The sequence below is a fragment of the Nocardiopsis sp. iso_186 genome (assembly GCF_056173365.1).
On the sequence record NZ_CM149670.1, the window covers coordinates 5,220,237 to 5,234,086 of the forward strand.

13 protein-coding genes are annotated in these 13,850 nt (G+C 67.6%); 2 read left to right on the forward strand and 11 right to left on the reverse strand.

Features of this window, described 5'->3' with window-relative positions; genetic code table 11:
• Positions 1-6 precede the first annotated feature (6 nt).
• The 7 genes from AC0VYP_RS22710 to AC0VYP_RS22740 form a co-directional block, all read right to left on the reverse strand.
• Positions 7-831 carry a SigB/SigF/SigG family RNA polymerase sigma factor gene (locus tag AC0VYP_RS22710; protein ID WP_475471744.1) on the reverse strand — a complete coding sequence of 275 codons (825 nt, stop codon included), beginning with the start codon at positions 829-831 and terminating at the stop codon, positions 7-9.
• A 194-nt stretch (positions 832-1,025) separates the two neighbouring features.
• Entirely contained in the window at positions 1,026-1,781 is a 756-nt protein-coding gene (locus tag AC0VYP_RS22715) for a GAF and ANTAR domain-containing protein (protein WP_475474341.1), read from the reverse strand.
• Positions 1,782-2,225: 444 nt separating this feature from the next.
• Positions 2,226-3,203, reverse strand: coding sequence for an ABC transporter substrate-binding protein (locus tag AC0VYP_RS22720; protein ID WP_475471745.1), 978 nt, complete (start codon positions 3,201-3,203; stop codon positions 2,226-2,228).
• A 57-nt stretch (positions 3,204-3,260) separates the two neighbouring features.
• Positions 3,261-5,189: an ABC transporter permease gene (locus AC0VYP_RS22725; protein WP_475471747.1), complete on the reverse strand. Its 1,929-nt coding sequence runs from the start codon at positions 5,187-5,189 to the stop codon at positions 3,261-3,263.
• A gap of 3 nt (positions 5,190-5,192) precedes the next feature.
• Complete coding sequence (locus AC0VYP_RS22730; RefSeq protein ID WP_285758316.1) at positions 5,193-6,341, reverse strand: quaternary amine ABC transporter ATP-binding protein; 1,149 nt, start codon at positions 6,339-6,341, stop codon at positions 5,193-5,195.
• A 54-nt stretch (positions 6,342-6,395) separates the two neighbouring features.
• Positions 6,396-7,958, reverse strand: coding sequence for a GMC family oxidoreductase (locus AC0VYP_RS22735; RefSeq protein ID WP_475471749.1), 1,563 nt, complete (start codon positions 7,956-7,958; stop codon positions 6,396-6,398).
• Between the two features lie 103 nt (positions 7,959-8,061).
• Complete coding sequence (locus tag AC0VYP_RS22740; RefSeq protein ID WP_475471750.1) at positions 8,062-9,588, reverse strand: aldehyde dehydrogenase family protein; 1,527 nt, start codon at positions 9,586-9,588, stop codon at positions 8,062-8,064.
• 336 nt (positions 9,589-9,924) lie between these two features.
• Between AC0VYP_RS22740 and AC0VYP_RS22745 the strand changes: the two genes are divergently transcribed.
• A complete protein-coding gene (locus tag AC0VYP_RS22745) occupies positions 9,925-10,569 on the forward strand; it encodes a class II aldolase/adducin family protein (RefSeq protein WP_285758310.1) in 645 nt (214 codons plus the stop codon).
• A 19-nt stretch (positions 10,570-10,588) separates the two neighbouring features.
• On the opposite strand, the gene AC0VYP_RS22750 is transcribed toward AC0VYP_RS22745, so the two are convergent.
• Genes AC0VYP_RS22750 through AC0VYP_RS22765 form a run of 4 tightly spaced genes read right to left on the reverse strand, consistent with a single transcriptional unit; the run spans position 10,589 to position 13,194 of the window.
• Positions 10,589-11,107: a hypothetical protein gene (locus AC0VYP_RS22750; RefSeq protein ID WP_285758308.1), complete on the reverse strand. Its 519-nt coding sequence runs from the start codon at positions 11,105-11,107 to the stop codon at positions 10,589-10,591.
• Positions 11,107-11,349: a helix-turn-helix transcriptional regulator gene (locus AC0VYP_RS22755; RefSeq protein ID WP_285758307.1), complete on the reverse strand. Its 243-nt coding sequence runs from the start codon at positions 11,347-11,349 to the stop codon at positions 11,107-11,109. The genes AC0VYP_RS22750 and AC0VYP_RS22755 overlap by 1 nt, the downstream gene beginning before the upstream one ends.
• A gap of 28 nt (positions 11,350-11,377) precedes the next feature.
• Complete coding sequence (locus AC0VYP_RS22760) at positions 11,378-12,244, reverse strand: ABC transporter permease (protein WP_475471753.1); 867 nt, start codon at positions 12,242-12,244, stop codon at positions 11,378-11,380.
• Complete coding sequence (locus tag AC0VYP_RS22765) at positions 12,241-13,194, reverse strand: ABC transporter ATP-binding protein (protein ID WP_285758762.1); 954 nt, start codon at positions 13,192-13,194, stop codon at positions 12,241-12,243. The genes AC0VYP_RS22760 and AC0VYP_RS22765 overlap by 4 nt, the downstream gene beginning before the upstream one ends.
• A 204-nt stretch (positions 13,195-13,398) precedes the next feature.
• On the opposite strand from AC0VYP_RS22765, the gene AC0VYP_RS22770 reads away from it, so the two are divergent.
• Positions 13,399-13,794, forward strand: coding sequence for a VOC family protein (locus AC0VYP_RS22770; RefSeq protein WP_285758303.1), 396 nt, complete (start codon positions 13,399-13,401; stop codon positions 13,792-13,794).
• Positions 13,795-13,850 lie beyond the last annotated feature (56 nt).

Below are 13,850 nucleotides of genomic sequence, written 5' to 3' on the forward strand. Positions count from 1 at the left end.
CTCGGATCACTCCTCCACCAGCATCCCCTCGCGCATCGTGGCCAAGGCGTTGGACAGCAGCCGTGACACGTGCATCTGGGAGATCCCGACATCGGCGGCGATCTCGCTCTGGGTCTTGTTGCCGAAGAAGCGCAGTATGACGATGCGGCGCTCGCGGTCGGGCAGCCCCTCCAACAGCGGGGGCAGGGACTCGCGATAGTCCACGAGTTCCAACAGGTGGTCCGGCCCGCCGATCGTGTCGCCGAGGTTGATCCGCTCGTGCCCGTCGTCGCCCGTGGGCGAATCCAGTGACAGGGCACTGTAGGCGGTGGACGCCTCGATCAGCTCGGCGAGGTCGTCCCGGGTCATCTGGAGCTCCTCGGCGAGCTCGGTCGTGGTGGGCGAGCGCCCGAGCACCTGGGTGAGTCTCCGGGTGGCCTGGTTGAGCTCGCCGCGTCGTTCCTGGAGCCGGCGCGGCACACGGACGGCCCAGGTCTTGTCACGGAAGTGTCGCTTGATCTCACCGGCCATCATCGGCATGGCGTAGGCGATGAAGTCGTAGCCGAGATCGGCGTCGAAGCCGTTGATGGCCTTGACGAGGCCGAGCAGCGCGGCCTGCTGGAGGTCTTCGACGGGCTCACCGCGGTTGGCGTAGCGCGACGCGAGATGCCGGGCGAGGCCGATGTGCTCACGGGCGATGGCGGCACGCAGTTCGTCGCGTTCCAGGCTGCCTTCGGCGGATTCGGCGAGTTGGGTGAAGAGTTCGGCGACCTGGACGTCGCGCTGAGGGCGGGCCTGTGCGGGCGCTGCGGAGGACACCGAAGCGGCGTCACTGGTTTTACGGGCGTGCATGGCTGACTCCTGAACAGGATCAGCGTCGCACCGAATTACCGGGAAGCGCGGTATGGGGGACCGCGCTCAGGGCCCTGATCCGGACCCCGGTGCTGCGTCGAGTCTAACCCCTACAGGCCCTGATCGCGGTGGTGGTCTTCAAAGCGCACGTCAGCGACACAGAACAGGACCTTTTGGCCACACGATTGTCACCGTCACACCGCTGATCCGAGGCTGCTGGCGTTGACCTGCTGCACGATGCGCTCGGCCAGTTCGCGGAGTTTGACGTTCTGGTTGTTGGAGGACCGGCGCAGCCGCTCGAACGCCTCGTCTCCGTTGCAGCGTGCCTGGACCATGACGATCCCGATGGCCCGGTCGATGACGGCCCTGGAGTCCATGGCGCGCTTGAGCTGGTCGGCGAGTTCACGAGTGCGCTCGTAGCGGTCGCGGCCGGCGATGACCGAGGCCGCGGGGATACTGAACATCGCGATGAACGCCTCGTCGAGGGCGTCGAATCCGTCGTGGTCCCGACTGGACAGATTGAGTGCACCGACAGGGGTGCCGTTGTCGATCAGGCCGGCGGACAGGTAGCTGCGCAGGCCCATCGACTTGGCCACACCGGTGAAGTCGGGCCAGGCCTGCTCGGCCTCCTCCATGTGGCAGCGGTTGATCGTGTGCCTGCGAGCGGCGTCCAGGCAGGGGCCGTCTCCGAAGGCGTACTGGCTCTGGTCCAGCCGATAGGTCTCCTCGCTGGTGCCGAGGGCCGTCACGGGTTCTCCGCTCGCGTCGAGGACCGTGACGCTCGCCGCGTGGCAGCCGGGGATCAGTTTCAAGGCAAGGTCGAGGATGCGCTGCAGTGTCTCGGGCATCCCCTCCTCGACGGCCAGGGCCTGAGTGAGCTCGCTGAGCGCGCCGACGACGTCGCCGTACCGTTCGTTCGCCGACGGCGGGGTCACCGGTTGAATTTCCATCTCGACCACTCACCACTCCTTGAAGCGTGCACCTCAACCATGGAGGCAGCCCAGCCTTTTGAGAATAGGTCACCCGAACACAGCAGTGGTTTGCGCCGTCCAGGGCTGTGACCTCGGCAAGCGCACTGTGAAGGTATCCACACAACCGAAGGTACCCGCCTTCGAGCAGGTCAGGTCCGTACGGAGTCCACGGGCCGGGCAACGACCTCGGCCACTACGAATCATAAGACGAAATGTCCGTGTTGTCTGACAAGATGACGTCAACGGGCAGCCGGGAAAACGGGCGGGCCCGAGACGGCGACGACGGACACCCGACCACAGGGGTGACCGGGCCGTCGTTGGCAAACGTAACCCATCCGTGCAAATGGCGACGGTGCGGACGCCACGGGGGCTGTCCGATGAACGCCATCGGACAGCCCCCGCGGTGCACGCTCGGCGCCTCGACTAGTCCGTTTCCGGGGAGGCGCCGGCGGGAATCCACGGCCGCCATACGTCCGTGTTCTCCCGGGCCCACCGGGCGGCGGCCTCGTCCCGGTCCATGCCGTCGTCGGCGATGAGCTGAGCGACGGCGTTCTGGTCGTCGTTGGACCACTTCCAGTTGTCGATGAGCTGGAAGGCCCGGCCCCCTTGCTCGGCGAAATCCTTCCGGAAGATCTTGTTCAGGTGGTACAGGGGGTAGTCGCAACCGACGTTGTCGAGGTCGGCGTCACACCCCTGCGTGTACTCGGGGAACTCCACCCTGACCATGTCGAGTTCGTTGAACAACCACTGCGGTTCGTAGAAGTAGAACAGCGCGGGCTCCTTCGCGGCATAGCGATTGCGGATCTCGGTGATCTGCGCCGCCTCCGACCCCGCGTAGACGATGCTGAGGTCGAAACCGAAGTGGTTGATCATGCCCTGGTCCTGGGTGACGAAGCCCGGCGCACCCGACAGGAACTCCCCCTTGCCGCCGCTCTCAGGGGTCCGGAAAAGATCGGCGTTCTCCTTGAGCCCGTTGACGGTGTTGATGCCCGGATACTCGTTGACCAGGTAGGCCGGCATGTACCAGCCGATGTGACCGATGTTGCCGTTGGGGCCGCCGTTGACGACCGTGTCGTTGCCGTCGGGCCCGTAGGTCCGCATCAGGTCCTCATGACCCCAGTTCTCCACGATCACGTCCACCGCCCCCTGGTCGAGGGCCTGCCAGGAGGGCTGCTCGTCGATCTGGACGAGCTGGACCTGGTAGCCGAGCTCCTCTTCGAGCAGGTACTGCAGGACGGCGGCGCTGGCCTCGTACCCGACCCAGGCGTTGAGCGCGATGCGCACCGTCCCGGGGTCGCGCAGGATCGACGTGGTGCGCACCGCACACGACGTGGTCATGACCAGCACCATGAGCAGCGCGAGAGCCGTGACCACCCGCCTGGTCCCCGACGTGGTGGACATGGGGTCTCCTGTGCGACTGGAAACGGCGAAATACGTGGGCTGCGTGGACATGATGTTCTACTCCCCCTGCCTGGCGGCGCTCTGGGTGAGCCGGTCGAGGAACAGGCCGAGGCAGACGATGGCGAGGCCGGAGGTCAGGCCGAGTCCCAACTGGTTCTGGGCCAGGCCGAACACCACTCCGTAACCCAGTGCGCCGGCCCCCACCAGGGCACCGATCACGACCATGGCCAGGACCATCATGATCCCCTGGTTGACAGCCAGCAGAAGGGAGGAGCGCGCCAGTGGCAACTGCACCTTGGTGAGCAACTGCATACGGCTGGACCCCTGGGACAGGGCCGCCTCGGTCGCAGAGGGCGAAACGCCACGGATTCCGTCCTCCACGAGCCGGATGACCGGCGGCAGCGCGAAGATGACGGCCGCGGCCAGAGCCGGGATCCGGCCGATACCGAAGAGCGCGACGGCCGGGATCAGGTAGACGAAGGGCGGGAGCGTCTGCATGGCGTCGAGCACCGGGCGCAGGATGCGGGCGAAGACGTCGCTGCGCGCGGCGAGGATGCCCATGACGAAGCCGAGGGCAACGGTGACCAGCGCGGCGACAAGCACCTGCGAGAGGGTGTCCATGCTGAGGCCCCACACTCCCAGCAACCCGGTGGCCAGGATGGACAGCCCTCCCACCAGGGCGATCCGCCAGCCGCCCAGGACCCAGCCGAACGCCGCCGCGGCCAGCACCACCAGCCACCACGGCGAATCGGTGAGCACCGTGCGCAGCGGATCCAGCACCCACCCGAGGGTGAACGTGCCCAACGCGGAGGTGGCTCCGCCGATCAGCGCCTGCACCGCGTCGTTGACCTGGTTGATGGGTTCTGCGACGCTCACGGTCCAGCTCTTGGGCCATTCCGCGATTTTGGCCAGGCGGGCGACCACCACGGCGACCGCCGTGGCCAGGAAGCCGACCAGCATGAAAGGCAGGCCCCGGCGGCCGGAGGCGGCGCCGGGCCCCCGATCACCCTCGCCCGCGGCCGCGGTGACCCGGTCCAGGGCGATGGCCATGAGCACGATCGCGAGTCCGGCCTCGAACGCCTGCCCGACGTTGACCTTGTTGAGTGCCTGGAAGATGGCGTCACCGAGTCCGCCCGCGCCGATGACAGAGGCGATGACCACCATGGACACCGCGAGCATCAGCGTCTGGTTGACGGCCAGGAAAACCGTGCGCTTGGCCAGCGGCAACTGGACCTTGGTCAGCAGCTGCCAGCGGGTGGAGCCCAGCGAGGCCGCGGCCTCCAGCGCTCCCGGGTTGACACCGCGGATTCCCACGGCGGTGATGCGCACGGCGGGTGGAATCGCGTAGATCGTGGTGGCCACGGCTGCCGCCGGATTGCCGATACCGAACAGCAGCAGCATCGGCATCAGGTAGGCGAAGGCCGGCATGACCTGAAGGAAGTCGAGGACGGGGCGGATCGCGGCGTTGAAGCCGTCACTGCGGCCGGCGAGGATGCCCAGGGGAATCCCCACGAGCAGCGCCAGCAGGACCGAGGTGATGATGAGCGAGAGCGTGGTCATCGCCTCGCTCCACAACCCGAGCAGGCCGAAGGAAAGAAATGTGGCCAGGGCGAACGCCGCGATCCGCGGTCCGGCCACCCGCCACGCGGTGAAAACTCCGAGGACGACGACGCCCGGCCAGCCCAGCAGGGTCAGCACCTGGTTGATCAGGATGACGGCCGAACCCAGACCGACGGAGAGGTAGTTGAAGCCGTACAGGAAAAGCGGACTGGTGTTGCGGTTGGCGACGACCCAGTCGTAGATGCGGTCGAAGAACGGACCGACCTGGTAGGCCTCGGGAAGGTCGGGGAAAGAGTGCTGGCCGCGCAGGATCGCGAAGCCGACGAGCAGGGCGGCGAGCACGAGCAGCGCCCACGTCCAGCGGCTGGTCAGCCACGGGGGCGGGCCGCTGCGTATTCCGGACGCGGCCGGGACGACGGTCACCACGGCTCAGACCCCCGTCGCCCGGTCGGGGCCGGTGTCCGCGTCAGCGGTGGGGGCAGCGGTAGCGGGCAGATCGTTCTGCTCCGGATCCTCCTGGTCCTCGGCGATGATGCGCAGGACGTCGGTACGGCCCACCACCCCCAGCAGCCGGTCGCCGGCCATGACCCGCACGGGTGCGGTGCCCTTGGCGAGCAACGGCACGATGTCGCGCACCACGGTCCTCGGCGCTGTCACCGGGCCGTCCAACGGCTCGCCTTCGGCGGGTGCGCGCATCAGCCAGCTCACCGTGAGGACGTCGGTGCGCGCGACGTCGGCGACGAAGTCGCGCACATAGTCGTCGGCGGGACTGCCGACCAGTTCCTCGGGGGTGCCCATTTGCACGAGTTCCCCGTCGCGCATGATGGCGATCCGGTCGCCGAGCTTGAGCGCCTCGGAGAGGTCGTGGGTGATGAACACCGCGGTCACGTCCAGCTCGCGCTGCAACCGGATGACCTCGTTCTGCATGTCGCGTCGGATCAGCGGATCGAGTGCGCTGAACGGCTCGTCGAAGAGCAGCACCTCGGGTTCGACCGCGAGCGCGCGGGCGAGGCCCACCCGTTGCTGCATACCGCCACTGAGCTGGCCGGGCCGGGAATCCTCGTACCCCGACAAACCCACCATTTCGATCATCTGACGGGCCTTCGCGTAGCGCTCGTCCTTGCCTGCGCCACGCACTTCCAGGCCGTAGGCGACGTTGTCGATCACTTTGCGGTTGGGCAGGAGGCCGAAGTGCTGGAAGACCATGGCGATCTTGTTGCGGCGCAGTTCGCGCAGCGCGTGCGCATCGGCCTTGCCGATGTCCTCCCCGTCCAGCAGGACCTGGCCGCCCGTCGGCTCGATCAACCTGGTCAGACAACGAACCAGGGTGGACTTGCCCGATCCGGACAGGCCCATGACCACGAAGATCTCTCCCGGAGCCACGTCGAAGGAGACGTCACGGACCGCGACCGTGCACCCGGTCCGCTCCCGGATGGTCTCGTGGTCGAGGTTCTCGGAATCGGTACCGAGGATCGAATCGGCGTTCTTTCCGAAGATCTTCCAGAGATTGTGGACGGCGATCTTGGGCCTGGATTCGGCGGTCTCCCGCTCGGTCTCTTCGGTACTGGGGGAGCTCATCGGATCTCTCTCCTTGGATCAGCCGCCCGTGCGGCCTGTCAACGGGTGAGTTCTCTACCGTGCGGCTCCTGCTCGGCGAGCATCGGCGCGGATCAGATCGGCGGCGCGTTCTCCGATCGCCAGGACGGTGACCATGGGATTGGGCGAGGGCATCGTCGGGAACACCGAGGCGTCGGCGATGCGCAAACCCGAAAGCCCGCGAACACGCAGAGCCGGATCGACGACCGCGGTGGGATCGTCGGCGGCGCCCATCTTGCAGGTTCCGGCCGGGTGGTAGACGGTGTGGGCCGCGCGGCGCCCGTACTCGCTGAGCTCCTCGTCGGTGGTGACCTCGGGCCCGGGTGCGACCTCGCGCTTGAGCCAGGACTTGAAGGGCTCGGTCGCGGCGATCCGGCGGGCGATCTTGAGTCCGTTGACGATTGTCGTGGCGTCGTAGTCGTCGGGATCGGTGAAATAGCGAAAGTCCAGGGCCGGTTTGACCGACGGATCGGAGCTGGTCAACCAGAGCTTGCCGCGTGAACGGGAGCGCGGGATGTTGGGCGTCATACAGATCGCGTGGTCGGGGCGGTCGTAACCCAACCGTTCGGTGTTGTCGGCGAAAGGGATCTGGTAGATGTGAAACATCAGGTCCGGGCGCGGGTCACTGGTGTCGCGCCGGACGAACAGCCCCGCGTCGGAGTCCATGACGGTGGTATCGGGAAGCTTGTCGGTCTCCCACATGATGATCGACTCCGGGTGGTCCAACAGGTTCTCCCCCACCCCGGGCAGGTCGTGGCGGGCCTGAATCCCCACCTCCGCGAGATCTGCCGCCGGCCCCACCCCCGAGAGCAGCAACAGCCGGGGGGTGTCGATCGCCCCGGCGCACAGGATCACCTCGCGCGCGGCGCGCACGGTCGTTGACTCCCCGGAGGCCGGCTTGACCTGCACTCCCGTGGCCCGATCGCCTTCGAACACCAGCTTCTCGGCCCACGTCTCCAACATCAGGGTGAGGTTGGTGCGCTCCCCCATGATCGGGTGCAGGTAGGCGACCGAGGCCGATGACCGGTTGCCGGAGTAGGGGTCGTAGGCGATGGAGAGAAATCCGACCCCGTCGCGGAAACCACCGCCGTGGGAGATCCTCGCGTTGAAGTCCTCGACCACCGGTACTCCGGTGGCTTCGGATGCAGAGGTGATCCAGTCCTTGACGACCTCGTTGCGGTCCTTGTCGGCCACCGGGACGATGTTGCACTTGATGCGGTCGGCATAGGACTGCACGGTGGCGTTGTCCCAGCCCTCGGCACCCGCGGCCACCCAGTCGTCGAGGTCCTGCGGGAAGGGGCGGAAGCTGATGAGCGTGTTGTGGGAGGAGCAGCCCCCGAGGACCCGGGCCCGGGAATGGCGGATGTGGGAATTGCCGCGGGGCTGTTCGACGGTCGGGTAGTCGTAGTCGAGATCGCTGCCGAGCAGGCCCAGCCACTCGCGGAGTTTGAGGACGCGATCCAGTCCGACGTCGGAGGGCCCGCCCTCGATCACGCAGACGGTGGTCCCGGGGTCCTCGGTGAGACGGTTGGCGATCACCGAACCTGCTGTTCCCCCGCCCACGATCACGTAGTCGAAGGTGGATCCGCTTGCGGACACAGGAGTCTCCTCTTCAGCTCATTCGCGCGTGCTGGGTGGCCTGGGAGTCACGGGCATCGTGGTGGAACGGATACGGCGGCCGGCCCCCGCGGCCGCCGTGGTCTCAGCCGAACCAGCGCTGCGGCTCGGGAGCGAGGTTGCGGTAGATGTGCTTGGCCTCGCGGTACTCGTCGAGCCCGGCCCGGCCGAGTTCGCGACCGATCCCAGAGCGGCCGAAACCGCCCCATTCGGCGGCCGGGAAGTAGGGGCCGTAGTCGTTGATCCAGACCGTCCCGTGCCGCAGCGCCGCGGCGACCCGTTCGCCGCGGCCGGTGTCGTTGGTCCACACCGCGCCGGAGAGGCCGTAGTCGGTGTCGTTGCCCAATTCGACGGCCTCGGCCTCGGTGCTGAACGTCTCGACCGTGACGACCGGCCCGAACACTTCCCACTGGACGATGTCCATGGAGCGATGGCAGTTGACGAACACCGTGGGGCGGTGGAAGTACCCCTGGGCGAGCGCGGGGTCGTCGGGTCGGCCCCCGCCGGCGATCACCCGGGCGCCCTCCTCGATCCCGCGGGCGATTGCGGCCTCGACCTTGGCGCGGTGCTCGGCAGAGACCAGCGGACCGCAGCGCACCCCCTCGGCTCTGGGGTCACCGATGACGATCGCGTCGGCCCGACGGGCGAGCTCCGCGGTGAAAGCGTCATGGATCGACTCGTGGACGATGAGCCGCGCGCCCGCGGAGCAGACCTGGCCGGAGTGGAAGAAGGCGGCGCTGAGTGCGTAGTCCACGGCGGTGTCGAGTTCGACGTCGTCGAAGATGATGTTGGGGTTCTTGCCGCCGAGCTCCAGAGCGATTTTCTTGACGGTGCCCGCAGCAGCGGCCATGATCCGCCGACCGGTCGCCAGACCGCCGGTGAAGGACACCAGGTCCACGTCGGGATGCGCGGCCAAGGCCGCTCCGGCGACCGCTCCGGAACCGGGAACCAGGTTGACCACCCCGGGGAGGACGCCTGCCTCCTCCACGAGCTCCATGAGTTTGAGGGTGGTCACCGGGGTCACCTCGCTGGGCTTGACCACCATGGTGTTGCCGGCCGCGATCGCCGGGGCCATCTTCCAGGAGAGCTGGAGCAGCGGGTAGTTCCAGGGCGTGATCATCGCGCACACCCCGACCGGTTCGTAGACGACCCGGCTGAAGACGCCTTCGGGCGCGGTGATGACCCGTCCCGGATCCTTGTCAGCGAGGCCGGCGTAGTAGCGGAACACCGCTGTGACGTCGTTGACGTCGATACCGCCCTCTTCAACGGTCTTTCCGGTGTCCAGCGACTCCATCAGCGCGATCTCGGCGCGGTCGCGGATGAGAAGGTCGGCGATGCGGTCGAGGATCGCGCCGCGTTCGGTTGCCCCGACCTGGCGCCAGGGTCCGGTGTCGAAGGCGGCCCGGGCGGCGGTGACGGCAGCGGCGGCGTCATCGGCGGTCGCCTCGCTGACCACGGTCAGCACACTGGCGTCGAACGGATCGATGATCTCGCGCAGCCCGCCGTCGGCGGCGGCACGCCACGAGCCGTCGATATAGAGCCCGGTAGCCTTCTCCGCGCCTGGTCGGGACAGATAGGGCTTCTCGGGAAGCGTTACGTAGGGTTGCGTCACGGCTCGTGTGTGCCCGGGGAAAAAGGTAACAAACGGCACTTTTGTGTTCTTTACCGTTCCGACACTTATCCATAACGAAGCCACTACCTGCAAATATTCAACAAATCGGCAGTTCTTGGCACTATTGCAGCCACCCCCTCGCCTCCAAGTCGAACACTCTCCGTTATTTTTTCTGATCGCGTCCTGGGCGCGTGATCGTCACCTCGCGCAGGTGCGGAGCCGTACTGCCGGCGACGGCCGACTACGGCCACCTATGGAGACGAGCGGAAGCGTGTCGTACCTTAGGTAAGGCTGACCGTATAAAGCCCTCTGCCCGTACGACCCCGTTGAGGAAAAATGCTGCTGGAGCAAGAACGCCGCGACGTCTGCCTGACCGCGCGACGACTGGCCGAGACCGGCCTGGCCGTGGGCGAGGGCGGCACGGTCAGCATGCGCTCGGGCGACCTGGTCGTGGCGACACCCACGGGTGCCGCCCTGCATTCCGTTCAGCCGGGCGACTGCCCGGTACTGTCCACCGACGGTCGTCTGCTGGAAGGCCGACGCGACCCCGCGGCCGAGACCACTCTGCACATGGGGATCTACCGGGCGACCGACGCGGGCGCCGTTGTCCAGGCCCACTCACGCGCCGCGGCCGCGGTGTCCAGCGTGCTGGCCGAGCTTCCCCCGATCCACCACCTGGCGGCAAGACTGGGCGGCGCGGTGCCCGTGACCCGCTACGCCACCTACGGCAGTGCCGACCTCTCCGACCAGGCATGCAAAGCGCTCAAGGGCAAACGCGCCGCACTGCTGGCCAACCATGGCGGCGTGGCCACCGGCACCGACCTGGCCGAGGCCCTTGAACACGCTCGACTGCTGGAGTGGCTCGCGGCCCTGTACCTGGATGCCAGCCGCCTGGGGGCACCGCGTGTGCTGTCGGAGGACGAGCTCGCCGAGATCCGCCATCGCGACACCTATGCCTGGGGCGGCCCCGACATCTTCTGACCGCCGCCCGGGAAGACGGTCACTCGTCGTCCCGGGTCTCGTCGGGGAGCCGCCACGCGAGCACCGCCGCGGGCAACCCGGTGTGTACGCCACCCAGCAGGAACGTCAGCGCCGCCAATGCGTTCATCGGCACCGCGAGGTCCGGCCGCCCCGACCACAGCACCACTGCGAGCATCATCAGCCCGAACAGCAGGACCGTGGTCGTGCGGTACCCCACCGAGCGCGCCCGTTCCCGGTCCTCCCTCTGGCGCTCGTCCAGTCTCAGCCCGACCACCCAGCGGGACGCGAGATTGAGCTGGGTGCCCAGCAGTGCGTAGAGGGACAGCAGTACCAGGAAGAGCGTCAGTGCCACGCCCGGCGGCTGCAGGTCGAAGGCGACGATCTGCGCGGAGGCTCCCGCCAGAACCGCGGTCTGCGCAGCCACCAGCAAGCGCCGTCTGCTCCGGCGTGCCCACCGGCGGCGCGCCGGACCGTGCTCGACTGTCTGCTCCAGCGCCTCGCCGGCGCTGCGCCGTCCGCCTTTGCCGTTCGCGGCCATCAGATCGTCCTCTCCGTGGTTCCGATCCTGGGGAAGGGTGTGATCGAGAAGACCACCTCCACCGGGACCTCGAAGTACCCTGCGAGCCGCAAGGCCAGATGCAGACTCGGGCTGTACTCTCCGCGCTCCAGGTAGCCCACCGTCTGGTAGTGCACTCCCAGGGCCTCCGCCAGTTGGCGGCGCGACACCCCCCGCTCGGCGCGCAGCATCGCGATTCGGTTGTAGACGGTTTCGTTGCTCATCGCCGTGCTTTCTTCCCGGATACCGCGCCTACGTCAAGCGCTGCATGGCCTTGTGGCGGCGTTCCGCAACGCTGCCACCGGATTCCTTCCTTGCCATACGACGCAGGACCAGTGGGGCGATGACCAGTCCGAGGGCCGCCCAGGCTCCCAGGGCGCCAAGGGTCTCCAGGTGGCGCCACGACTCGCCGATCTCCTCGACCAACGCCGAGTCGGGAAGCATGGCCGAACGCATCCCCAGGGCGATCCAGTAGACCGGGAACACCTGTGCGACCCCGGCCAACCAGTCCGGGAGCATCGAGATGGGGAAGAGCGCGCCGGAGATGACGACGAGTCCCATGATCACCAGCATCAGGGTGCCCACCACCACCCGCGGGTTGGGGAACAGCGCTCCCGCGATGGCACCGAGCGGCAGGACCGCGAGGAATCCCAGCACGGTGATCCCCAGCAGGACGAGCCACCCTGTGGCGCTGAACTGCAGTCCGCTCACCAGGAACGCGGCGGGAACCAGGATGACCAGCATGCTCATCCCGCTCATCAGCGCGATGGTGAGCACCTTGCCGACCAGGTAGCCCAGGATGCCCTTGGGGGTGGCCTTGGCCCTCAGCAAGGTCCCGTCCTCGCGTTCGGAGGCCAGCAGTTGGGCCATGGACAGGACCCCGCCGAGCACGAGCGTCATGGCGAGAAAACCGGGCATCGCGATCGTGGCCTGGGAGACGTCCGTCCCGGCGAGGTCGGTCGCCTCCATTGCGTTGCCGTCGAGGAACAGCAGCACGACCAGGAAGACGACGGAGTTCAGGCAGTAGCTGGCGAGGTCGGTGGGGCTGGTCAGGGTGTGTCGGAACTCGATCCAGCCACGGGCGAGACCGAGCCGAACAGCGAAAAGCGTCGTGTTCATCGGTCGTCTCCGCTCCGGGCCGGCCCGCCGCCGTCCTCGTGCCTGCGCACCATCGATATGTAGACGTCCTCCAGCGTGCTGCGGCGCACCTCCAGGTCGGTGATCTCGTCACCGTGCTGGGCGAAGAGCTCGCGCACGAAGCGGGTGCCGTCCTTCTCTGCGTGCACGAACCGCTCGCCACCACGCATCCAGCGGACCTCGGTCTGTCCGCCCACCTGCCGGGCGAGGTCCGCGGCGGTACCGTTGGCCACGATCCGGCCGTCGGCGAGGATCATGATGCGGTCGGCGAGCTTCTCGGCTTCGTCCAGGTCGTGCGTGGTGAGCAGGATCGTGGTGTCCTCCAGGTCCGAGAGCCGGTGCACCAGGTCGTGGAAGTCCCGGCGGGCCTCGGGGTCGAAGCCCGCCGTGGGCTCGTCCAGAAAGAGCAGCTCCGGGCTTCCCACAATGCCGACCGCGACGTCGAGGCGGCGGCGCTGGCCGCCCGAGAGCGACTTGACCCGCTTGCGGGCGTGCCCGGTGAGGCCGACCAGGTCCATGAGCTCGGCGACGTCGCGCGGACGCCGACGGTCGGGGGTCGAGTAGGGCCGGTAGTACAGCGAGAAGTGCTCCAGCAGTTCACCGACGGTCCACTTACCGTGGTCGCGCCAGGACTGCAGGACCACACCGAGGCGGGCACGCCATGCCTCTCCGCCCTGAGCGGGGTCGGTGTCCAGGACCCGCACCGCCCCGGCCGAACGCATCCGAAACCCCTCAAGGATCTCGATGGTGGTGGTCTTTCCCGCGCCGTTGGGGCCCAGCAGCACCAGCACCTCACCCCGCACGGCTTGGAAGTCCACCCCCTTGAGCACGTCCGACACCCCGTAGCGCATCCGCAGGTCGCGAACGTCGATCACCGTGTCCCCCTCGGGGACAGCAGCCTGCTCCGTCCGGGGGGCGGATTCGGGAGCCATTGCCATGACCCCACCTCCTCATTGCTCGTCTACTTCAATTGATAGCAGATGTACTACATAATGAAAACATGGGACTACATGTCTGCTGGTGTTCGCCTGTCGTCCGGTTCCGGACACCCTGGACGGGCCGAGGTCCCTGGACGCGAGCCCCCGCGAAGGCAGAATGGGCCATCAGGCCGATCAGCGTCCCCGCGGAGGTACCCCATGCGGTTCAGCTACATCCGGCTCCTTGCCGACGACTACGAGGCGTGCTTCCGCTTCTACGCCGACGTGCTGAAGTTCCCCGTGCTCTGGGGATCGGAGGAGACGCGTTACGCAGAGTTCGAGGTGGGGTCGTCAACCAAGCTCGCGCTCAACCAGCGCGAGGTGGTGGCCGAAGCTCTGGGAACCGACGCGGACGACCCCCATCTGCCGCGCCAGGACCGGATAGCCGTCATCTTCGAAGTGGACGACGTGGACGCGAAGGCCGCCGAGCTCCTCGCGGCGGGTGTGCCGATGGCCTCCCCCGCAAAGGACTGGACCGCCTGGGGAATTCGCGCGGCCCACTTCCGCGATCCCGACGGCTACCTGTTGGAGATCAACCGTCCCCTGAGGGTCTGAGCCGCGCGGGCAGCCGGACCGCACCGGCCCCGCGGTGGCATCGCCTCAGGCGTTCG